The 21,898-nt window shown below is 72.2% G+C and carries 20 protein-coding genes; 5 read left to right on the plus strand and 15 right to left on the minus strand.

All coding sequences use genetic code 11. The features are described from left to right. Positions 1–42 precede the first annotated feature (42 nt). Both ABZ434_RS29565 and ABZ434_RS29570 read right to left on the minus strand, forming a co-directional pair. Positions 43–567 (minus strand): methylated-DNA--[protein]-cysteine S-methyltransferase, encoded by a 525-nt coding sequence (locus ABZ434_RS29565; RefSeq protein WP_359142973.1) that lies wholly within the window; start codon positions 565–567, stop codon positions 43–45. Continuing rightward, positions 564–2,051 (minus strand): AlkA N-terminal domain-containing protein, encoded by a 1,488-nt coding sequence (locus ABZ434_RS29570; RefSeq protein ID WP_359142975.1) that lies wholly within the window; start codon positions 2,049–2,051, stop codon positions 564–566. The genes ABZ434_RS29565 and ABZ434_RS29570 overlap by 4 nt, the downstream gene beginning before the upstream one ends. A 230-nt stretch (positions 2,052–2,281) precedes the next feature. Here ABZ434_RS29570 and ABZ434_RS29575 point away from each other — a divergent pair, with 230 nt between their 5' ends. Further along, positions 2,282–2,587, plus strand: coding sequence for a UBP-type zinc finger domain-containing protein (locus ABZ434_RS29575; RefSeq protein WP_359142977.1), 306 nt, complete (start codon positions 2,282–2,284; stop codon positions 2,585–2,587). A 24-nt stretch (positions 2,588–2,611) separates the two neighbouring features. Here ABZ434_RS29575 and ABZ434_RS29580 read toward each other — a convergent pair whose 3' ends face one another. Together ABZ434_RS29580 and ABZ434_RS29585 are read right to left on the minus strand one after the other, a co-directional pair. Next, entirely contained in the window at positions 2,612–3,151 is a 540-nt protein-coding gene (locus ABZ434_RS29580) for an O-acetyl-ADP-ribose deacetylase (protein WP_359142979.1), read from the minus strand. Between the two features lie 56 nt (positions 3,152–3,207). Further along, entirely contained in the window at positions 3,208–4,641 is a 1,434-nt protein-coding gene (locus ABZ434_RS29585; RefSeq protein WP_359142981.1) for an NAD(P)/FAD-dependent oxidoreductase, read from the minus strand. 186 nt (positions 4,642–4,827) lie between these two features. Between ABZ434_RS29585 and ABZ434_RS29590 the strand changes: the two genes are divergently transcribed. Beyond that, positions 4,828–5,604, plus strand: a complete 777-nt coding sequence (locus ABZ434_RS29590) for a nucleotidyltransferase domain-containing protein (protein ID WP_359142983.1) — start codon at positions 4,828–4,830, stop codon at positions 5,602–5,604. Between the two features lie 107 nt (positions 5,605–5,711). Here the strand turns inward: ABZ434_RS29590 and ABZ434_RS29595 are convergent, their stop codons facing one another. From ABZ434_RS29595 to ABZ434_RS29635, 9 genes are all read right to left on the minus strand, one after another. Further along, complete coding sequence (locus ABZ434_RS29595) at positions 5,712–6,539, minus strand: inositol monophosphatase family protein (RefSeq protein ID WP_359142985.1); 828 nt, start codon at positions 6,537–6,539, stop codon at positions 5,712–5,714. A 74-nt stretch (positions 6,540–6,613) separates the two neighbouring features. Next, positions 6,614–8,479 carry a gamma-glutamyltransferase gene (locus ABZ434_RS29600; protein ID WP_359142987.1) on the minus strand — a complete coding sequence of 622 codons (1,866 nt, stop codon included), beginning with the start codon at positions 8,477–8,479 and terminating at the stop codon, positions 6,614–6,616. Positions 8,480–8,572: 93 nt separating this feature from the next. Continuing rightward, entirely contained in the window at positions 8,573–9,529 is a 957-nt protein-coding gene (locus tag ABZ434_RS29605) for an oligopeptide/dipeptide ABC transporter ATP-binding protein (protein ID WP_359143085.1), read from the minus strand. A gap of 83 nt (positions 9,530–9,612) precedes the next feature. After that, positions 9,613–10,710 (minus strand): ABC transporter ATP-binding protein, encoded by a 1,098-nt coding sequence (locus ABZ434_RS29610; protein WP_359142989.1) that lies wholly within the window; start codon positions 10,708–10,710, stop codon positions 9,613–9,615. Continuing rightward, complete coding sequence (locus tag ABZ434_RS29615; RefSeq protein ID WP_359143087.1) at positions 10,707–11,528, minus strand: ABC transporter permease; 822 nt, start codon at positions 11,526–11,528, stop codon at positions 10,707–10,709. Before ABZ434_RS29615 ends, ABZ434_RS29610 begins: the two co-directional genes overlap by 4 nt. A 62-nt stretch (positions 11,529–11,590) precedes the next feature. Beyond that, complete coding sequence (locus ABZ434_RS29620; protein ID WP_359142991.1) at positions 11,591–12,544, minus strand: ABC transporter permease; 954 nt, start codon at positions 12,542–12,544, stop codon at positions 11,591–11,593. After that, complete coding sequence (locus ABZ434_RS29625) at positions 12,541–14,124, minus strand: ABC transporter substrate-binding protein (protein ID WP_359142993.1); 1,584 nt, start codon at positions 14,122–14,124, stop codon at positions 12,541–12,543. Before ABZ434_RS29625 ends, ABZ434_RS29620 begins: the two co-directional genes overlap by 4 nt. 284 nt (positions 14,125–14,408) lie before the next feature. After that, positions 14,409–15,803, minus strand: a complete 1,395-nt coding sequence (locus ABZ434_RS29630; protein ID WP_359142995.1) for an RICIN domain-containing protein — start codon at positions 15,801–15,803, stop codon at positions 14,409–14,411. After that, on the minus strand, positions 15,803–17,083 hold the full coding sequence (locus tag ABZ434_RS29635) for a family 16 glycosylhydrolase (protein ID WP_359142996.1): 1,281 nt from the start codon (positions 17,081–17,083) through the stop codon (positions 15,803–15,805). The genes ABZ434_RS29630 and ABZ434_RS29635 overlap by 1 nt, the downstream gene beginning before the upstream one ends. Before the next feature lie 396 nt (positions 17,084–17,479). Between ABZ434_RS29635 and ABZ434_RS29640 the strand changes: the two genes are divergently transcribed. Together ABZ434_RS29640 and ABZ434_RS29645 are read left to right on the plus strand one after the other, a co-directional pair. After that, entirely contained in the window at positions 17,480–17,653 is a 174-nt protein-coding gene (locus ABZ434_RS29640) for a hypothetical protein (protein WP_359142998.1), read from the plus strand. A gap of 145 nt (positions 17,654–17,798) precedes the next feature. Next, positions 17,799–18,863 carry a biotin/lipoate A/B protein ligase family protein gene (locus ABZ434_RS29645; protein ID WP_359143089.1) on the plus strand — a complete coding sequence of 355 codons (1,065 nt, stop codon included), beginning with the start codon at positions 17,799–17,801 and terminating at the stop codon, positions 18,861–18,863. A gap of 18 nt (positions 18,864–18,881) precedes the next feature. Here the strand turns inward: ABZ434_RS29645 and ABZ434_RS29650 are convergent, their stop codons facing one another. Both ABZ434_RS29650 and ABZ434_RS29655 read right to left on the minus strand, forming a co-directional pair. Next, positions 18,882–19,565 (minus strand): response regulator transcription factor, encoded by a 684-nt coding sequence (locus ABZ434_RS29650; RefSeq protein ID WP_359143000.1) that lies wholly within the window; start codon positions 19,563–19,565, stop codon positions 18,882–18,884. Next, positions 19,562–20,710 (minus strand): sensor histidine kinase, encoded by a 1,149-nt coding sequence (locus ABZ434_RS29655; protein WP_359143002.1) that lies wholly within the window; start codon positions 20,708–20,710, stop codon positions 19,562–19,564. Before ABZ434_RS29655 ends, ABZ434_RS29650 begins: the two co-directional genes overlap by 4 nt. Before the next feature lie 169 nt (positions 20,711–20,879). Between ABZ434_RS29655 and ABZ434_RS29660 the strand changes: the two genes are divergently transcribed. Then, on the plus strand, positions 20,880–21,863 hold the full coding sequence (locus ABZ434_RS29660; RefSeq protein WP_359143004.1) for a carboxymuconolactone decarboxylase family protein: 984 nt from the start codon (positions 20,880–20,882) through the stop codon (positions 21,861–21,863). Positions 21,864–21,898: the final 35 nt, after the last annotated feature.

Here is a 21,898-nt window from a genome sequence, read left to right on the forward strand (position 1 = left end):
GGGGCCCCGCGCACCCGCGCGGGGCCCCTCGCCGTACCGGCACTAGAAGAGTGCCGGAGCGCTGTCCCCCGTACCGTTCTCGAAGGCCAGCAGGCGCTGCTTGCGGTCGAGGCCCCCGCCGTACCCGGTGAGGCTCCCCGAGGCCCCGATCACCCGGTGGCAGGGCACGATGATGCCGACCGGGTTCTTGCCGTTGGCCAGCCCCACCGCGCGCGAGGCGCCGGGCTTGCCCAGGTTCTCGGCCAGTTCTCCGTACGTGCGGGTCTCGCCGTACGGAATCCTCCGGAGCTCGGCCCAGACGGAGCGCTGGAACGGGGTGCCGACGAGGTGCAGCGGGAGGTCGAACTCCCGCAGTTCACCGGCGAAGTACGCGTCCAGCTGCTCGATGGCCTCGCCGAAGGGTCCCGGGTCGGCCTCGCCGAAGGTCTCCTCGTGGGGCCGGTGGCGCTGAGCGGTCATGTAGAGGCCGGCGAGGACCCGGTCGGTGGCGACGAGGGTCAGCGGGCCGTAGGGGCTGTCGATGACGGTGTGCTGCCGGGTCGCTGGGGCGGTGTGTGGCGTGGTCACGAGGAACTTCCTTGCGCGGGAAGGTGGTTGATGGGGTGGTCGTCGACGGTCCACAGATACTGGACGGCGTAGGCCCGCCAGGGCCGCCAGGCCGCCGCGCGGGCGGTGAGCGCGGCCGGTGTCGAGGGCAGGCCGAGCTTCTCGGCGGCCCGCCGGATGCCGAGGTCCGTCGGCAGGAAGGCGTCCGGGTCGCCGAGCGCCCGCATGGCGATGGCCTCGACGGTCCAGGGTCCGAAGCCGGGCAGCGCGATCAGTTCGGCCCGTGCCTTCTCCCAGTCGGTGTCGGTACCCAGTCGCAGCGAGCCGTCCGCCAGCGCACCGACGAGTGTGGTGAGGGTGCGGCGGCGGCTGCGAGGCAGGGCGAGCTGATCGGGGTCGAGTCCGGCCAGCGCCCCAGGCGTCGGGAAGAGGTGGGTGAGGCCGCCCTCCGGGTCGTCGACGGGGGTGCCGTGAGCCATGACGAGCCGGGCCGCATGGGTCCGGGCGGCTGCGGTGGACACCTGCTGACCGAGCACGGCGCGGACGGCGAACTCCGGGCCGTCGACGGTCCTCGGCACCCGGCGGCCCGGCGCCTCGTCGACGAGCGGGGCCAGCAGCGGGTCGGAGCGCAGTTGCTCGTCGACGGCGACCGGGTCGGCGTCCAGGTCCAGCAGCCAGCGGCACCGGCTGATGGCCAGAGTGAGATCGCGCGGGTCGGTGAGCGAGAGCCGGCAGGCGATGTGGTCCGCGTGCGGGGCGAGGGCGACGATGCCGTGCCCGTGGGGCAGGTCGAGCGTGCGGCGGTAGGCCCCGTCGCGCCACTCCTCGACGCCAGGGACGGCCGTCGCGGCGAGGTGCCCGAAGAGGTTGCCGGGGTTGAGCGGTGCGCGGTACGGAAGCCGCAGCGCTATCACCCCTGGCGTGGCCGGTGGCCGCGCCGAACGGGAGGCACGGCTGCGCAGCTCCCCCGGTGCGAGGGCGAAGACCTCGCGGACGGTGTCGTTGAAAGTGCGGATCGAGGCGAACCCGGCCGCGAACGCCACCTCGGCCATGGGCAGCCCGGTCGTCTCGATGAGCACCCTCGCCGTCTGCGCCCGCTGCGCCCGGGCCAGCGCCAGGGGGCCGGCACCCAGCTCGGCGAGCAGCTGCCGTTCGACCTGCCGGGCGGAGTAGCCGAGCCGGGTGGCCAGTCCGGGAACGCCCTCCCGGTCGACGACCCCGTCCCGGATGAGGCGCATCGCGCGGGCCACGGAGTCGGCGCGCGCGTTCCACTCGGGCGACCCGGGGCTGGTGTCGGGGCGGCACCGCTTGCAGGCCCGGAACCCGGCCTGCTGACAGGCGGCGGCGCTCGGGTAGAACGTCATGTTCTCGACTTTGGGCGGCACGACGGGGCAGCTCGGGCGGCAGTAGATCCGGGTGGTCAGGACCGCGGTGAAGAACCAGCCGTCGAACCGGGCGTCCTTCGACCGGACGGCCCGCACGCAGCGCTCGGTGTCGGTGTGCATGGTTCAAGCATGGGCCACGGGCGGGGGCGGGGCTGGCGAGAATCCGACATCAGCCTTCAGCTGCCAGGACTTCTCCGGTCCGCCCCGAGGAGGCCCTGAGTTGACAGCCCGCGCGTCGGTGAGAGGCTGGAAAAGGCCCCCACGCCCCCACCGGCGGACGCTTTGTCCCGTCGGCCTTCGTGACGCTGCCGGCCGGGGCCCGCAGCGCGGAACGCAAGGGAGAGCCCGCCATGACGGACACGTCCGCGCCCATCTGTTCGCATCTGGACCAGGTGCGCCGCGTGACCCCGGACAGCCCGGACTCCTGTCCCCGGTGCGTCGCACAGGGTGACACGTGGGTCCATCTGCGCGAGTGCCAGAGCTGCGGGCACGTCGGGTGCTGCGACTCCTCCCGCAACAAGCACGCCACCGCGCACCGTGAGGCCACGGGCCACCCCTTGATCCGCTCCTACGAGCCCGGCGAGACGTGGTGGTGGTGCTACGAGGACGAGGTGACCTTCGACGTCGACGGTGTCGGGCCCGCCCGGACGGCCTGAGTACCGCCGCGGAGCACCGGTGTCTCAGGCCTGCGCCGCCGCCAGTGCCTCCTCGAACTCCACGTACGCGTGCGCGTCGAAGAGCACGAACCGCACCTCCTCGACGGGCGGGGCCGCCTCCGCCAGCACGGTGCGGACGGCGATGCGGGCTCCGTCGTCCATCGGCCAGCCGTAGATGCCGGTGGAAATGGCGGGGAAGGCGATGGTGCGCGCCCCCAACTCCGCGGCGACGCGCAGCGCTTCGCGGTAACAGGACTCCAGCAGGGCCGAACGGTCCTCGGCGCTGCTCCAGACCGGGCCGACCGTGTGCACGACCCAGCGCGCGTCGAGCTTTCCGGCGGTGGTGGCGACAGCCCGGCCCGTGCGCAGCCCCTTGCCGTACCGCGAGGCACGCAACTCCCGGCATGCGGCCAGGATTTCGGGTCCGCCCCGGCGGTGGATCGCACCGTCCACCCCGCCGCCGCCGAGCAGGGAGGAGTTCGCGGCGTTGACGACGACGTCGGCGGACTGCCGGGTGATGTCTCCCCGTACGAGAGTGATGGTGACGGCGGAAGGTGTGCGCATGCGGCCATCATGCCGTGCGTGGTGGGCTCTTGGCGGCCCACCGCGCGCCGCGGACGTCAACGGCCGCCGGACGGCCCCGATCGGCGCAACCGCCGCCATACCGCCTTCGCCGCATGGTGACCGGACATGCCGTGCACACCCGGGCCCGGCGGGGACGCCGACGAGCAGATGTAGACGGACGGGTGCGCGGTCGCGTACGGAACACGGGCGAGCCTGGGGCGGATCACGGTCTGCAGCCCGGAGAAGGCGCCGCAGGCGATGTCCCCGTCGACGTAGTTGGCGTTGCGCACCGCGAGTCGGGGCGGGCCCGCCACCGCTCGGGCCAGCACGATGTCACGGAAGCCGGGGGCGAATCGCTCCAGTTGACGTTCGATGACGTCGGTGGCGTCACCCTCCCAGCCCGCCGGCACGTGTCCGTACACCCAGAAGACCTGCTTGCCCTCGGGAGCGCGGGAGGGGTCGGTGAGGCTGGGCTGTGCGGTGATGAGGAAGGGCACGCTGGGGTCGCGTCCGGTCACCGCGGAGCGCAGCGCGGTGTCGATCTCACCGGCCGTGGGGCCGATGTGGACCGTGCCGGCCCGGCGGGCCTCCTCGGCGGTCCAGGGGACGGGGCCCGACAGCGCGTAGTCGATCTTGAAGCAGGAGGCTCCGTAGCGGTAGCCCTGGTAGGCGTTGCCCAGTCCGGCGATCCGGGCCAGCGCGGTCGGGGAGGTGTCGAAGATGTAGGCGCGGGCCGGGGGCAGCTCGTCCAGCCGCTTGACCTCCGTGTCCGTACGGATGATGCCGCCCTGCTCCCGCAGGTACGAGGCGAGGGCGTCGGCGATGGCCTGCGAGCCACCGCGCGGCACCGGCCAGCCGTTCTCGTGCGCCGCGAGCGCGAAGAGCAGGGCGATGCCGCCGGTCGCGAGGCCGCTGGTGGGGGCTATGGCGTGGGCGGCCAGTCCGGCGAAGAGGCCCCGGGCCTTCTCGCCGCGGAAGCGGCGGGACATGAGCGTGGCGGGCTGGATCGCGTCGAGCCCGAAACGCGCCCAGCGGTAAGGATCGCGGGGCAGTCCGTCCCACGGGGTGCGCAGCATGTCCCTGGCGAGGGTGTCCCAGTGACCGAGGAACGGTGCGACCAGCCGCCGGTACGCCCCCGCGTCCTGCGGTCCGAGCGCCATCGCCGTCTCCCCCACCGAGTCGGCCAGCACGGCGGCGCTACCGTCCGGGAAGGGGTGGGCCAGGGCGAGCCGCGGCTGCAGCCACTCCAGGCCGTGCTTCGCCAGGGGCATGGCGTCGAAGGCCGGCGAGCCGATGCCCAGCGGGTGGACCGCCGAGCAGGGGTCGTGCCGGAAGCCCGGCAGCGTGAGCTCTTCGGTGCGGGCTCCGCCGCCGACGGTCCCTCCCGCCTCGAAGACTTCCACGGCGAAGCCACGGCGGGCCAGTTCGACTGCGGCGGTCAGTCCGTTGGGGCCCGCCCCCACGACGACTGCATCGAGCATCGACGGCACCTTCGGACTCCTTCGTCGGCCGGCGGTCTGAGCACCCAGGATATTCGCAGGCACCGACGGTCAGGGGGCGGGTAGGGTGCCCGTCCGATGAATACTCCGAACCCGCCGCGGTCGCCGCGCCCGGAAGCGTTTCCCGCCGCCTCCCGGGAGACGGAGGAGTCCGGACTTCACCGGAGGATCGAGAGCATGGCGGAGCAGCTGACCGCCGTGCCCGGCGTCCGCGCCGTCGTTCTCGGCGGCAGCCGGGCCCGGGGCGCCCACCGGCCGGACTCGGACTGGGATCTGGGCCTCTACTACCGGGGCGCACCGGACCTCGCCGCCCTGGCCGCGCTGGCCTCCGCGTTCCAGGGCTCCCCGGTCGAGGTGGCCGGGCCGGGCGGCTGGGGGCCATGGGTGAACGGCGGGGCGTGGCTGCGGGTGGGCGGTGTTCCGGTCGACTGGATCCTGCGTGACCTGGACCGGGTCGAGGCGGTCTGGTCCGATTGCCGCCAGGGCCGTTACGAGGTGGGGGTGCAGCCCGGGCATCCGCTCGGCTTCTGGTCCCCGGCCTATCCGGGCGAGGTCGCCCTCGGGCGCGTACTCGCCGATCCGCGCGGCGAGTTGACGGCACTCCAGCAGGAGACGTCCGAGTACCCCGAGCCGCTGCGCAAGGCGCTCGCCGACGCGGCGTGGGAGGCGGAGTTCTCGGTCCGGGCGGCCCGCAAGTCGGCGCCGGCCGGTGACCGGCTCCATGTCTCGCTCTGTCTGTCGCGGGCGTTCGGCGTCCTCGCCCAGTCGCTGCACGCACACCACCGCACCTGGTGCCTCAACGAGAAGGGGGCGCTCACGGCCGCCGCGGCCCTGCCGGAGGCGCCCGCGGACTTCGCGGCGCTGGTGGGTGAGGCGCTCACCGGGCTGGACGCCTCGGCCGTGGAGACGGCCGAGGCGGTCGTACGGGATGTCCGCGAGGTCCTGCGGGGCTGAGCGGACCGACGGACTCGAGGGCCCCGGTCCCGCTGCACACGCCCCGGGAGCGCGCGAGCGTCTCGCCGCACCGACGCGCGCCCTGCCGGCCCGAAGAACCCGCCCGCTCAGGCCCCGGCGCGCAACGCGGCCAGGATGCGTTCCGCCGTCGCACGGTCCCGGGCGGCGGTGAAGGGCAGGTCGTTGCCGCCGGTGATCCGGAACGGCGCACCGGACAGCGTGGCCTGGGCGCCGCCCGCCTCGGTGACCAGGAGGAGCCCCGCCGCGTGGTCCCACGCGAACTCCCAGTTGAAAGCCAGAGCGTCCAGGTCGCCTCGGGCGACGCCGAGGTACTCCAGGCCCGCCGAGCCGCAGGGGCGGGCGTCGATGCCTTCGGTGCGCAGGCCCAGCAGAGCGCGCTTCTGGGCGTCGGTGGTGTAGTCGGGATGGGACATGGCCACCCGCAGTACGGCGTCGGACGCGGGCGAGCCGGACCGTATCGCGGTGCCGTTGAGCGTGGCCCCCCGGCCGCGCACGGCGACGGCCATCTCGTCGAGGGCCGCGGCGTACGTCCAGGAGGCCAGCAGCTCGCCGCGGTGGGCCAGGGCGACCAGGGTGCAGAACCCCGGTTCGCCGCGGACGAACTGGCGGGTGCCGTCGACCGGGTCGACGATCCACACGGGGGCCTCGCCGCCCAGTGCCTCGTACACCTTCGGATCGGCGTGGACCGCCTCCTCGCCGACGACCACGGAGCCGGGCAGGAGCCGGCTGAGGGATCGGGTGAGGTGTTCCTCGGCGAGCCGGTCCGCAGTGGTCACGAGGTCGTGCGGGCCGTTCTTCTCGACGATCTCGTGCGCGGCGAGCTGCCGGAAGCGCGGCATGATCTCGGCGGCGGCCGCTGCGCGGACCGCCGCCTCGACCTCGGTCAGGTCCCCGGCAAGGAAGTCATCGATCATGCCCCCAGCTAAGCACGGGCCGTCCGGGCGCCGACGACCTGGTCATGACCGGGGTGTGGCCGGCCGGTGGCCGGTCAGCGCCCGACCGCGTACCCCTGCATGCCCCGCGGGTTCGCCGCCGCGGACAGCACCCCGGTCTCCGGGTCACGGGCGACCGCGCACATCCGGCCCTCGGACCACGGGTCGCCGACCGTGACGTCGTGGCCGCGACGGCGCAGTTCCGCGACGACACCGGGGTCCATGCCCCCCTCGACGGTGACGCTTCCCGGGCGCATCCCGCGTGGGAAGAACGAACCGGGGAAGCTGTCGTTGTGCCAGTTCGGGGCGTCGATGGCGCCCTGGAGGTCGAGACCGCCGCGCACCTGGGCGCGCAGCGCCACGGCGAGGAAGAAGTGCAGCTGCCACTGGTCCTGCTGGTCGCCGCCCGGGGTGCCGAACGCCATCACCGGGACGCCGTCGCGCAGGGCGATGGACGGGGTGAGGGTGGTGCGGGGGCGGCGGCCGGGGGTGAGGGAGTTCGGCAGGCCCTCGTCCAGCCACGCCATCTGGAGGCGGGTGCCGAGCGGGAAGCCGAGCTCGGGCACGACCGGGTTGGACTGGAGCCAGCCACCACTGGGGGTCGCGGAGACCATGTTGCCCCAGCGGTCGACGACGTCGACGTGGCAGGTGTCGCCGCGGGTCGCGCCGTCCTCGGCCACCGTCGGCTCGCCGGCCCGGTCCACGGTGGCCGTGGGCTCGCCCGCGCCTTCCTTCGCGACCGTCGGCTCACCGACGCCGGCGGCCGGTATGCCCATGGCGTCGAAGCCGGACTCGCCGGCGGCGACGGCGTGGGCGTGCCCGCTGAGGACGGGGGTGCGCCCGTCGGGGCTGCCCGGGCGGAGCTCGTGCGAGGCCTCGTCGGTGATCAGCGCACGGCGGGCGGCGTTGTACGGCTCCGAGAGCAGCGTGCCGAGCGGGACGTCCGCGGCGTCGCCGTACCAGGCCTCCCTGTCGGCCATGGCCAGCTTGCAGCCCTCGATGAGCAGGTGGACGTACTCGGCGGAGCCGTAGCGCGGCAGTTCGGCGGGGAGCAGGGCGAGCTGCTGGAGGAAGGCGGGGCCCTGGCTCCAGCCGCCGGCCTTGGCGAGCGTCCAGCCGTTCCAGTCGTACGTGGCGGGGGCCTCGTACGACGCGGACCAGCCGGCCAGGTCGGCTGCGGTGAGGGTGCCCGTGTGGCGGGCGCCGCTGGTGTCCAGGGTGGGGACGGCTGCCTGGCGGACCAGCGCCTCGGCGATGAAGCCCTCGCGCCAGATCGCGCGGGCTGCCTCGATCTGCGCGGTGCGGTCGTCGCCGCCGGTCTCCTCGGCCTCGGCGATCAGCCGGCGCCAGGTCGCGGCGAGGGCGGGGTTGCGGAACAGCTCGCCGGGCCTGGGGGACTTGCCACCCGGCAGGTACACCTCGGCGGAGGACTGCCACTCGGTCTCGAAGAGCTCTCGGACGGTCTCGACGGTCTGGCCGACACGCTCGACGGGTGCGTGCCCGTCCTCGGCATAGCCGATGGCGTAGCGGAGCACCTCGGCGACGGTCCTGGTGCCGTGGTCGCGCAGCAGCAGCATCCAGGCGTCGAAGGCACCCGGCACGGCGGCGGCGAGCGGTCCGGTGCCGGGGACCAGGTCGAGGCCGAGCGAGCGGTAGTGGGCGACCGTGGCGCCGGCCGGGGCGGGGCCCTGGCCGCAGAGGACGCGGACGTCCCCGTCGCGGGGCGCCAGGATCATCGGCACCTCACCGGCCGGGCCGTTGAGGTGCGGCTCCACGACGTGCAGGACGAATCCGGCGGCGACGGCGGCGTCGTAGGCGTTGCCGCCGTCCTCCAGGACCGCCATCGCGGACTGCGACGCCAGCCAGTGGGTGGAGGACACCATGCCGAAGGTGCCCTGGAGGGTGGGCCGGGTGGTGAACACGGGTGCGGCTCCTTGCTGCGACGTTCTGTGGTTGTTGCGGATCGTACGGACGGGAGGCGGCCCCGGGGAACGGGGGCCGCCTCCCGTACGGGTTCAGACGGCCGCGTCCGGGGCGGTTCCGTCGTCGTCGACGAGGTGGCAGGAGACCTGCCGGCCGCCGGGCAGCTCCCGCAGGACGGGAACCTCGGTGCGGCACCGCTCGGTGGCCAGCGGGCAGCGGGTGTGGAAGCGGCAGCCGGGCGGAGGGTCGAGGGGGCTGGGCAGCTCGCCGTGGAGCACGATGCGTTCGCGGGAGCGCTGGAGCACCGGGTCGGGAACGGGCGCGGCGGAGAGCAGCGCCTGGGTGTAGGGGTGCTTGGGGGCGGCGAACAGCTCGGCGGTGGGGGCCTGCTCGACGATCTGGCCGAGGTACATCACGGCGATCCGGTCGGCGAGGAATTCGACGGCCGCCAGGTCGTGGGTGATGAACAGGCAGCCGAAGCCGCGGTCGCGCTGGAGGTCGGCAAGGAGGTTGAGGACGGACGCCTGCACGGAGACGTCGAGTGCCGAGGTCGGTTCGTCCGCGACGACGAGATCGGGGTCGCAGGAGAGCGCGCGGGCGATGGAGATGCGCTGGCGCTGGCCGCCGGAGAGCTCGTGCGGGTGCCGGTCGGCGTGCTCGGGACGCAGTCCCACCTGGGCGAGGAGCTGTTCGACCCGTTCGCGGACGGCGGGGCCGCGGGCGCGGCGGTGCAGTCTGATCGGCTCGGCGATGATCTGGCCGATGGTCATGCGCGGGTCGAGCGAGGACGAGGGGTCCTGGAAGACCAGATGGAAGTCCTTGCGCAGGGGTCGCAGGGTGCGGCGGGACAGGTGGGTGATGTCGGTGCCGTTGATGTGGACGGTGCCGCCGGTGGGTTCGTCGAGACGCACGGCGCAGCGGCCGACGGTCGACTTGCCGCTGCCGGACTCCCCGACGAGGCCGACGACCTCGCCGCGGCCGACGGTGATCGAGACGCCGTCGACGGCGCGGACCGTGCCGCCGCCGGAGGCGGCGAAGTGGCGCTCCATCGAGTCGATCCGCAGCACGGGGTGCTGCTGGTCCACGGCGTCCTGGGCGCTTTCGCGCGGGGCGGGGACGGTCTGCGCTGCGGTCACTCTCCGGCCTCCTGGTCGGGTCGCGCGGTCTGGACGGCCGGGGCCGCCGGGGCGGTGCCGGCCGCCTCTTCGGCGGCGTACGGGTGCCAGCACGCCGCCCGGTGGGCGGCGTCCGTCCCGGCCTTCGGGTCGACGGACACGAAGCCGGGGCGGCCGCCGGTACAGCTGTCGTCGGCGCGGCCGCACCGGGGTGCGAAGGTGCAGGCGTCGGGCTGGGTGTCGAGGCTCGGCACCAGGCCGGGGATCTCGGGCAGCCGGCGCTTGCCCTCGCCGCCGGGGCGCAGGACGGCGCCGAGCAGGCCGCGGGTGTAGGGGTGCCGGGCGGTGGCGAACAGGTCGTGGACGGGGGCCTGTTCGACGGAGCGTCCCGCGTACATCACCAGGACCCGGTCGGCTGCGTCGGCGACGACGCCGAGGTCGTGGGTGACCAGGACGATCGCGGTGCCGAGGCGCTCGCGCAGCGACTGGAGGACCTCGAGGATGCCCGCCTGCACGGTCACGTCGAGTGCGGTGGTCGGTTCGTCCGCGATGAGGACCGAGGGGTCGCAGGCTACGGCGATCGCGATCATGACGCGCTGCCGCATGCCGCCGGAGAGCTGGTGCGGGTACTCGTCGATCCTGCTGCGGGGGGCCGGGATGCCGACCAGGTCGAGGAGGTCCACCGACCGCTCCCTGGCCTCCTTCCGGTTCAGCCCCTGGTGGCGGCGGAGCACCTCGCCGATCTGCCGCCCGACGGTGAGGACCGGGTTCAGTGAGGTCATCGGCTCCTGGAAGATCATCGCGATGTCCTTGCCGCGGACCTTCTGGAGTTCCTTCTCCGGCGCGCCGACGAGCTCCCGGCCACCGAGGCGGATGGAGCCGCCGATGTGCGCCGTGGGCGGGAGCAGTCCCATCACGGCCATGGAGGTGACGGACTTCCCGCACCCCGACTCCCCCACGACGGCGAGGACCTCGCCGGGGTGCAGGTCGTAGGAGACACCGTCGACGGCGTGCACGGTGCGGGTGTCGGAGCGGAAGGACACCGACAGGTCACGGACGCTCAGGACGGGTTCACCCAGGCGTCCGGGTGCGGATTCGAGAACGGTCTCGGTCATCGGGTCCCTCCACGGGGGTCGAGGACGTCACGCAGTCCGTCGCCGAGCAGGTTGAACGCCAGGGTCGCCGCGACGATCGCGAGGCCGGGGAAGACGGCGAGCCAGGGTGCGGGGGCCAGGAAGGACTGGGCGCCGGAGAGCATCACGCCGAGGGAGGGGTCCGGCGGCTGGACGCCGAGGCCCAGGAAACTGAGCAGCGCCTCGCCGATGATGGCGGCGGGGATGCCGACGGTCGCCTGGACGATCAGCGCGGAGGTGGCGTTGGGCAGGATGTGCCGGAAGAGCACGGTCCCGTCGCCGCCGCCGTTGGCGACTGCCGCGCCGACGTAGTCGACGTGCTTGAGCCGCAATGTCTCGGCACGGGTGATGCGGATGACTGCGGGGATCTGCGAGATGCCGATGGCGATGGTCGCGTTGGTCAGCGAGGGCCCGAGGATCGCGGCAAGTCCGACGGCGAGCACCAGGAACGGGAACGCGAGCATGGTGTCGGTGAGCCGGGAGATGGCGCCGTCGGCGAACTTCCCGTAGTAGCCGCCGACCAGTCCCAGGGGTACGCCGATCACGAACGCCAGCACGACGGCGACGAGGCCGACCTGCATGGAGGCGCGCGCCCCGTACACGATGCGGGAGAGCTGGTCGCGCCCCAGGTCGTCGGTGCCGAGCCAGTGGGACCAGCTGGGTTCGGCGAGTACGTTCCCGAAGTCCGGCCGGGCCGGGTCGTACGGGGCGATCAGCGGGGCGAGGAGGGCCACCAGGATGAAGACGGCGGCGATGAGGCCGCCGGTCAGGGCGAGCCGGTTCCTGCGCAGGGCGCGCAGTCTGCCGCCGCCGGGCCGCCGCTTGGTGAGGCCTGCGGCGGGGAGCACTGGGGTCGCGGTGGTCACCGGGCACCTCCGAGCCGGATGCGCGGGTCGATGACCGAATAGACCACGTCGACCAGCAGATTGATGAGGATGTACGCGGCGGAGGTGCAGAGCACCACCGCCTGCAGCGTCGCGTAGTCACGGGTGAAGACGGCGTCGATGGTGAGCTTGCCGAAGCCGGGCAGGACGAAGATCTGCTCGGTGACGACGGCGCCGGAGATCAGGTGCCCGAGCTGGAGCCCGAGCACGGTGACGACGGTGACGAGTGAGTTGCGCAGCGCGTGCCCCCCGACGACGGACCGTTTCGACAGGCCCTTGGCACGGGCGGTGCGCACATAGTCCGCGGAGAGCGAGTCGAGCATCGCCGCCCGGGTCTGGCGCATCACGACGGCGGCGAGCCCGGAGCCGAGGACGATCGCGGGCAGCACCATGCGGCGCAGGTTGTCGACCGGGTCCGTGCCGAAGGGGACGTAACCGGAGGCGGCGAACACGGGGACGGCGATGGCGAATCCGAGGACCAGCACGATGCCGAGCCAGAACGTCGGGATGGACAGCCCGATCAGCGCGATGACGTTGGCGATCCACTCCTCGGGCTTGCCGCGCCGCACGGCGGCGACGACTCCGGCGCCGATGCCGAGGACCACGGCGAGGAGCAGGGAGAGCGCGGCCAGTTCCAGCGTGACGGGGAGGGCCTGTCCGATGGCGTCGGCGACCGGCAGCCCGGTACGCGAGGAGTTGCCGAGGTCGCCGGTGAGGGCGTGGCCGATGAAGCGCCCGTACTGCACGACGATGTTGTCGTTGAGGCCGTACGCCTCACGGATCGCGGCGAGTGCCTCGGGGCTGCGCTCCTCGCCGGCCAGCGCGAGCGCCGGGTCGCCGGGCAGCGCCCGGATGCCGGCGAAGACGACGATCGAGACCAGGAAGAGGGTGATGAGGGACTGGCGCAACCGCGTCAGCAGGTATTTCGTCATCGGGTGTACCCCGCATTCGTGACCCGGACCAGTCCGTCGCCGTAGACGCGGATGCCCGCGACGTCCTTGGTGGCGACGACGTAGTTCTTCTGCCGGTAGAGGTAGATCATCGTGTGGGCGTCCTGGACGCGCCGCGTGAGCTCGTCGTAGATCTTGGTGCGCCGCGCCGGGTCGGCGACGGTGCGGCCCTCGGCGATGAGCCGGTCGATCTCGGGGTCGCCGAGGCCGTAGGCGTTCATGGCGCCCGCGGTCTTGAGGAAGTTGGAGACGTTGCCGTCCGGGTCGAGCCGGCCGGACCAGCCGCTGGTGAAGACGTCGTAGTGCCCGGCGTCGGTCTCCGAGAGCATGGTGGCGTACTCGGTGGGCCGCAGCGAGAGGTCGAATCCGGCTTCCTTGACCATGGCCTGGAGGACCTGTCCGACCCGCCCCTGTTCGGGGGTGGTGGAGGTCTTCAGCTCGATCTTCACCGGGGTCTTCACTCCCGCCTCCTTCAGCAGCCTCTTCGCCTTGGCGATGTCGCGCTTCGGGCAGTCCTCGGGCTCGACACCGGGGGCGATGGCGGACTGCGGCGAGATGGGGCCGCAGGCCGGTTCGTACATGCCCTGGAAAACGACCTCGTTGAGGGTGTCGCGGTCGATGGCGAGCTCGAACGCCTCACGGACCCGGACGTCCCGGGCGATCGGGGTGTCGAGCTTCCCGGGCTTCTGTCCGAGGCCGTTCACGTTGCCGACGTTGAGGCCGATGCCCTGGTAGCCGAGCGAGGGCGAGTTGAAGAGCTGGAGCTTCGGCTCGGTGAGGGCGCTCTGTACGTCGACGGGGCCCATCTGGTCGCCGACCTGGAGGTCGCCGGAGCGCAGGTTGGCGAGCCGGACGTTGCCGTCGGGGATGGGCTTGTAGACGACCCCGTCGAGGTGGACCTTGTCCGCGTCGTAGTAGTTCGGGTCCTTCTTGAGCACGATCCGGTCGCCGCCGACCCGCTCGACGAAGCGGAAGGGGCCGACGCAGGAGGGGTGGTTCGTGAAGTTCTTGCCGTACTTCTTGAGCGCGGTCGGTGACATCACCATCCCGGCCCGGTCGGCGAGGACGCCGGTGAGCGGTACGTAGGGCTGCTCGAGCTTCATCCGTACCGTGTCGGGGCCGGTGGCCTCGATGGAGGTGACGGGGGCGAGCTCCGTGCCGCGCGCGGATCCGGGGAGATCGCGGTGGCGCAGCAGCGAGGTGACGACGGCCGCGGCGTCGAGCCGGGTGCCGTCGCTGAACGTGAGGCCCGGGCGCACCTTCAGGGTGACGGTGCGCCCGTCGGCCGAGGTGGTGGGCAGTGCGGCAGCGAGCTGCGGCACGACGACCCCGTCCTCGTCGATGTCGTAGAGCTTCTCGCACATACCCGCGAAGACCGTGCGGCCGACGAGGGTCTGGGCGAGCGTGGGGTCGAGTTTGTCCGGGTCGGAGTTGAGGGCGACGGTGAGTGTCCCGCCGTCGCGTACGGACCGGTCGTCGGTTTTCCGTACACCGCCGACCTCGGTCGCCGAGGACTGCAGCGACGCGCAGCCCGAGGTGAAGGACACCAATGCAACCGCCACCAGGGCAACCGCTTTTCGGCGCACGAGGGCCTACCTCCCGCCAAGGGGTGATCAAGGAATATCGCAGACCGTATTTCGCATACAGTCCGCAAGGCAAGGGGGGTGCCCACATAGCGGACGATTTTTACTGACGATCGGATAACGGCCGCACACACGATGCGCACAGCGGGGTGCCATACCGGATCAAATGCCGACAGGGGCCACGTGAACGGGGATACGCGACGAAGAGGGCCCCTCGGCACAGAAGCGCCGAGGGGCCCTCGCAGGACGGCCGGTGCGGCCGGTCAGCCGGCGTACTGGGCGAACACCTTGGTGTAGTCCCAGGGCTGCTGGGAGACGCCCGAACAGGTGTCGGCGCCGCCCCCGGTGCACGGGCGGTCGCGGTTGACCGACCAGAAGGTCAGCCGCGCGAGGTGCCGCTGCTGCGCGTACCCGAGGATGGTGCGGAAGTCCGCGACCGTGACGGTCTCGCCGTTGTCGGTGATGCCGTTCATCGACGAGATGCCGGTGTGCCGGTAGGCCTGGTCGTCCGAATAGCCGTAGGCGCTCCTGACCGTGTTCTTCAGCCCTTCGGCCGCACTGACGGTGAGGGCGCCCATGTTCTGACCCGCCCCGCCGAAGTTGAACGGCATGATCGTCCAGCTGTCGACGGTCAGCCCGGCGGCGGCGGCCTTGCGGACGAGGCTGTCGTCGGGGCCGTTCTGGCCGGTGCCGAAGGTGACGTAGACCTTGAGCCCGGGATTGTTGGCCTTGACCGTCCTCAGCGCGTCGACCGTGCGCTGCTGGACGGTGGCACTGTCGTACGCCTCGGCCTCGATGTCGATGTCGATCGCCTTGAGCCCGTAGGCGTTGATGACCTTCTGGTACGCGGCGGCCAGCTCACCGGCGCTGGAGCAGGAGCTCTCCAGCTTGTTGCCGCTCCAGCCGCCGAAGGACGGGATCACGTCGCCGCCTGCGGCCCGGACGGTGTTCACCGTCTGCTGGTCGACGCCTCCGGTCAACGGCCGGCCGCCGTCCCACTGCGGGTTGCAATACCCGTTGCTGAGGACGAAGGCCAGCGTGAACCACTTGACCCCGGTGGCGTTCATGACGGTCGTCGGGCTGGGAGGGCTGCCCCAGCCGTTGTAGAGGTACGGGGCGACGGCCATCGCTCCGGCGGGGGGCGTCGTACCTCCCCCGCCGGCGGGGGCGGTCCACTTCTGGTTCGCGGCACCCGTGCAGGTCCAGATCTGGAGCCGGGTGCCGTTCGCCGCATTGTTGCCGGCGACGTCCAGGCACTTGTCCGCCTGCGGATTGACGATGTCGTGCGCCGCGGTGACGCTCCAGCGCTGGGCCGCCGAGCCGTTGCAGTCCCACAACTGGACCGGGGTGCCGTCAGCCGTCCCCGCCGACGTCACATCCAGGCACTTGCCCAGCGCCTTGATGCTCCCGTCCGAACCGACGTCCCACTGTTGGGCGTTGGTGCCGTTGCAGTCGTAGAGCTGCACCGGGGTCCCGTTTGCGGTGCCCGCGGCGGCGACGTCCACGCACTTGCCGGCGAGCCCCGTGATCTGGCCGGTGGCCGTGGCGGCGCCCATGGCGGGGGAGCCGGTCAGGCCCGCCAGCAGTGCCGCGGCCGCTCCGGCACCGAGCAGGCTCCGGACCGCGGGCAAGCGTCCACCGGTGAAGTGTCTGGCCATCAACTGCTCACCGTCCACTTCTGGTTGGCGGTGCCCCCACAGGTCCAGATCTGCAGCCGGGTGCCGTTCGCCGAGCTGTTGCCGGTGACGTCCAGACACTTGTTCGCCTGCGGATTGACGATGTCGCGCGCCCCGCTCACGACCCAGCGCTGGGCCGCCGAACCGTTGCAGTCCCACAACTGCACGACCGTGCCGTCGGCGGTCCCGCCCGAGGCGACGTCGAGGCACTTGCCGAGGGCGCGGATCGTACCGTCCGCGTTCACGCTCCACCGCTGGGCGTTGGAGCCGTTGCAGTCGTAGAGCTGCACCGGGGTGCCGTTGGCGGTGGCTGCCGCGGCGACGTCCACGCACTTGCCCGCCAGGCCGGTGATCGGTCCGCCCGTTGCCGGCTGGGTGTCACTGGTGGTGACACGCACGTGGTCGACCACGAGCTGCTGCGGGAAGGTGGTGTTGCCGTCGGGATCGCCCGGCCAGTAGCCGCCGACCGCGAGGTTGAGGATGAGGAAGAAGGGCTTGTTGAAGGCCCAGGTGTTGCCGCCGGTGTCGGCGGGCGTGCGGTGCTGGTAGACGTTGCCGTCCACGGACCAGGTCACCGAGTTGGGGGCCCAGTCGATGGCGAAGGTGTGGAACGCGTCGGCGAAGGCCTGCCCGTTGGGAAGGGTGTATCCGGCGCCGATACCGGCGGAGCCGGAGTAGCCGGGGCCGTGCAGGGTGCCGTGGACCGTGGAGGGCTCGAAGCCGACGTTCTCCATGATGTCGATCTCGCCGGAGTTCGGCCAGCCGACCTGTCCGATGTCCTCACCGAGCATCCAGAAGGCAGGCCACATGCCCTGCCCGCGCGGGATCTTCATCCGCGCCTCGACGTGCCCGTAGGTCTGGGTGAACTTCCCGGAGGTGTTGAGCCGGGCCGAGGTGTACTGGCATGTGCCGTACCAGCACTGGTAGTTGTTCGGGTTCTCCTTCCGCGCGGTGATGACCAGGTGCCCCTGGCCGTCCAGCGCGGCGTTGCTGTTGCCCGCCGTGTAGTACTGGCGCTCGTGGTTGTTGACGTTGTCGCCCGTCTCGATCTGCCACTTGCTGCCGTTGACCGCCGACCCGGCGGCGCCGTCGAACTCGTCGGCGAACGTCGTGACCGCGGCGGCTGCCGCGGTGTCCGCCATCGGGGCGGCGGACGCCGATGCGGGGCCGCCGCTGCCCGCGAGGGTGGTCGTGACCAGGGCGATGGTGAGAACCGAGAGTACGGAGTGCAGCAGGCGCCGCGTACGGCGTGGGGAGTCCATGACTCTCCCTTCCGGTGCGTGAGGGGGGAGGAAGGGGAATCTGTCATGCATATGACACTCATACACACGACAGACCAGGGCGCGGGGGTGCGGAGAGCTGCGCCGACCGGGGCGGGGGGGGTGACGTGAAGTACCGCATACGGGTGGGGCGGTGGAGCCGCTTAGTTCACCATGTGATTTAAGAATTGAACGAAGCGGGTGTCAAGACCTTGGTACATACCACTGGCCGACGCGGCCGATATGCGCCTGTGGAGCGCGCAGGCGCCGCCGCGAAATCACCGCCGCAACGACTCCCCGAGCCCCGCGACGGGCACGCCCACCGGCCAGAAGTCGTAGCGACGACGCCGGGCGAGCGACGTTCGCGGCGGGCAGACGGAGCAACTGCCGGGCGGTCGCGTGCTGCTCGGGGGTCAGACCCATGGCATCACCGATGGCCACCGGGACGCCGCGGGCCTCGTGCTGGAGTTCCACTCCGGCCGGGGTGAGGTGCAGGGCGACGGAGCGTTCGTCATCGGTGCGGCGTTCGCGAAGGACCTGGACGCCCTGCGCACCGCGCTCGGTACCGCCTGACGCCACGCGCACCGGTCTCTCCTTGCGGGGAGGGGCCGGGCCCCTCATGGCCGAGCGGCGGATTAAAACCTCTCGTCCGCGACGTTATGCCTCGTCGGGCCCGATTCGTAGGCATAAGGGCCGGCGAAGAACGGGAGGCATGGCTGTGCACGGTGAGTACAAGGTGCCCGGCGGCAAACTGGTCGTGGTGGACCTGGGCGTCCGGGGCGGGGCGCTGCGCGATGTACGGGTGGCGGGTGACTTCTTCCTGGAGCCGGACGAGGCGATCCTCACGATCGACGCGGCGCTCGAGGGTGCTCCGGCAACGACCGATACCGCCGGGCTGGCCGCGCGGATCGACGCGGCCCTGCCCGGGTCGACGGTGATGCTGGGACTCACGTCCGAGGGCGTGGCCGTCGCCGTACGCCGGGCGCTGGCGCACGCCACGGAGTGGAGCGACTACGACTGGCAGCTCATCCACGACGCCCCGCAGTCCCCCGCGCTCCATATGGCGCTCGACGAGGTCATCACGGCCGAGGTCGCAGCCGGGCGGCGCCCGCCGACGCTGCGGGTGTGGGAGTGGGACTCCCCCGCGGTGATCATCGGCAGCTTCCAGTCCCTGCGCAACGAGGTCGACCCGGCAGGTGTCGACCGCCACGGTGTCACGGTGGTCCGGCGCGTCTCCGGGGGCGGCGCCATGTTCGCGGAGCCGAGCAGCACCATCACGTACTCGCTCGCGGTCCCCCACTCCCTCGTCTCCGGCCTCTCCTTCGCCGACAGCTACGCCTATCTGGACGACTGGGTGCTCGAAGCGCTCGGCGACATGGGGATCAAGGCCTGGTACCAGCCGCTCAACGACATCGCGACCGAGGTCGGGAAGATCGCGGGGGCTGCACAGAAGCGCGTGGTGGGGCCGGACGGAGGCCCCGGCGCCGTGCTGCACCACGTGACCATGTCGTACGACATCGACGCCGACAAGATGCTCGACGTCCTGCGCATCGGCAAGGAGAAGATGTCCGACAAGGGAACGAAGAGCGCCAAGAAGCGCGTCGACCCCTTGCGCCGGCAGACCGGGCTGCCCCGTCAGGACGTCATCGAGCGGATGATCGCGTCGTTCCGCAACCGGCACGGTCTGTCGCAGGGTCAGGTGACCCCCGAGGAACTGGCCAGGGCGGAGGAACTCGTGCGCACCAAGTTCGGCACGGAGGAGTGGACCGCCCGGGTGCCGTAGCAGCGGCGCTGTACGACATCACCGTTCCCGCGGGGTGACGAGCCCCGACTCGTAGGCGAAGACGACGAGTTGGGCCCGGTCGCGGGCCCCGAGCTTGGTCATGGCGCGACTGATGTGCGTCTTCGCGGTGAACGGGCTGATGACCATGTGCGCGGCGATCTCCTCGTTCGTCAGACCCCGGGCCGCCAGCGCGCTGACCTCACGCTCCCGGCGGGTGAGGGTCTCGAAGCCGGGCGCGGTCGTGCGGTCCGGGGGCCGGGCGACGAACTCGCCGATCAGTCTGCGGGTGATGGCGGGCGAGAGCAGGGCGTCGCCGCGGGCCGCGACACGGACGGCATGGAGCAGTTCGGCGGGTTCGGTGTCCTTGAGCAGGAAGCCCGCCGCTCCGGCGCGCAGTGCGTCGAACACGTACTCGTCCAGGCCGTAGTTGGTCAGGATCACCACGTGCACCCCGCCCAGCAGCGGGTCGGCGGCGATCGCCCGAGTGGCTTCGATGCCCGTCATCACCGGCATCTGCACGTCGACGAGAGCGATGTCGGGGATGTGCAGCCTCGCGAGCTCCAGCCCCTCGCGGCCGTTCGCCGCTTCCCCGACGACCTCGATGCCGTCCTCCGCGTCGAGCAGCGCCCGGAAGCCGGCCCGCATGAGGGCCTGGTCGTCGACGATGAGGACCCGGAGCGGGGGGTCGGTCTCGCTGCTCATCCGCCGGATCCTGCGGAGTACAGGGGGAGTTCGGCGCGCACGGAGAAGCCGCCGGCCCGGCGCGGTGCGGCGGCCAGGGTGCCGCCGAGCGCCGTGACGCGTTCCCGCATGCCGGTGAGGCCGGTGCCCGCGGTGACGGTGTCGTCCGGGCCGCACGGACCGTGGTCGTCGACGTGCACGGTCAGCGCGCTCGGCCCGTAGGCGAGCCGGACGGTGGTCGGCGCCCGGTCTGCGTGCCGGGCCACGTTGGTGAGGGCTTCCTGCACGATGCGGTACGCGGCGCGGTCCACGGCCGCGGGCAGCGGCCGTTCGTCGCCGCTGACGATGAGCGCGAGTGTGATGCCCGCGCTCCGGGCCCGTTCGGCCAGCTCGCCGATCCGGTCGAGACCGGTGCCGGGCTCGACCACGTCCGTGCGCAACACCTCCAGCGTGGCGCGCAGTTCACGCATCGCCTCACCGCTGGCCTCCTGGATGGCCAGCAGGGCGGGCTCCACCTCGGTGCCGCGCTTGCGGGCCAGGTGGACGGCGACTCCCGCCTGGAGCTTGACGATCGAGATGGAGTGAGTGAGCGAGTCGTGCAGTTCGCGGGCGATCCGCAGCCGCTCCTCCCCCGCCCGTCGCAGCGCGGTCTCGTCGCGGGTGCGTTCGGCGTCCAGGGCCCGCTGCTCGGTCTGGCGCAGGTAGGCCTGCCAGTTCTTGTCGATGAGTCCGGTGACCCCGGCGCAGAGGAACCAGCCGAGGAGCAGCAGGGTCCGCTCCACGACGTCCTCGACGGCGGGTGAGACCGTGATCAGGACGGCGAAGTATCCGGCGAGGAAGAGGGCGCCGGCCGCCACGCCCAGGGCGCGGTGTCCGCTGCGGGCGGCGGCGTGCACCGCGGCCAGCACGGGGAACGCCGCCCAGGTGCCCGGATGCGCGTGGAGCACGTACCCGAACATGGCGAGTGTGGTGACGACGAGCACCGCGCGAGGCGCGCGACGGTGCTCGGCGAGGGCCAGCGAGCCGATCGCGACGAGCACCAGATCGAGTACGCCGGGCGCCGACGCCGCAAGGGCGGCGACGGTGACCGCCGCACCGATCGCCACCGCGAGCCCCACGTCCAGCAGCCGGGCGCGGCGCCCCGCATCCCGCGTGTCCCCCGTCATGTGCCGCACCCTAACTCCCGTACGGCAGCCGGGGCATCAGCCCTGAGGACCGGCCCCGCACTACTCCCCGGGCAGTAGTGGCCGCCCACCCCCGGCCGGAAGGGACCAGCCGCGATTGCCTCCGTCGGTACGACGCCCCGGCCCCGGCCCGCGGGCGAGCATCGTCGCCATGACCGGACCTTTCCGCTACACCTCGCCCGTACCTCCGAAATCGGCGACCGGCGTGGTCGCCGACGTCTACGCACAGATGGCCACCGACTTCGGGATCGAGCGCGCGCCGACCTTCGTCGTCCTGTCCGCTTCCCCGCCGCTCCTCACCTCGGCCTGGGCCCTGATGCGCGAGTCGCTGCTGGCCGGGCAGGTCTCGCGCACGGACAAGGAGGTGGTGGCGGCCGGGGTGTCGCTCGCCAACCGCTGTCCGTTCTGCGTGGACGCGCACACCGTGCTGCTGCACGCCACCGGCGACCACCGGCTGGCGGAGACGATCGCCCGCGGTGAGCAGCCCGACGATCCGTCCCATCGCCGGCTGCTGGCCTGGGGGAAGGACATGAGCACGTCGCAGCCGTTCCCGCCCGCCGCCGCACCCGAACAGATCGGGACCGCCCTCTCCTTCCACTTCATCAACCGGATCGTCTCCTCGTTGCTGACCGAGACCATGCTGCCCGGCGGTCTCCAGCGGATCCGTGCCGTGCGGAGTGCGGCGGGCCGGTCCCTTTCCCGGACCGTGCGCCGCGAGTTGGTGACCGGTCTGAGCCTGCCCCTGCTCGAGACGGAGGGCGAGGCGCCGGCCTGGGCGGCGGGCACCGCCGTCGGCACCGCGTTCGGCGCCCTGCGCACCGCGTCGCAACTGGGTGCCGGGCTGCTGAGCGACGAGGACGCGGCGCTCGTAAGAGCGTCGGTGGCGGCCTGGGACGGTGTCACTCCTCTGCCGTTGCACGGGGCGGATCTGCCGGACCGGACGGAGCGCCCGGGCGCCCGGCTGGCGCTGCTCGCGGCGCGCGCTCCGTACCGGATCACGGACGAGGACGTGGCCGCCTGGCTCGCACCGCCGTTCACCGATCACTGCCTGGTCCATCTGATCGCGTTCGGGGCGATCTGCGCCGTCGGGCGCGTCGAGGCCACGCTCACCACGGAGACGAGGGAGCGCGCATGACGGTCACCGAAGCCTGAACAGGCCGGCGGTCAGTG

It is taken from the genome of Streptomyces sp. NPDC005761 (assembly GCF_040630635.1).
Classification (GTDB): Bacteria; Actinomycetota; Actinomycetes; order Streptomycetales; family Streptomycetaceae; genus Streptomyces.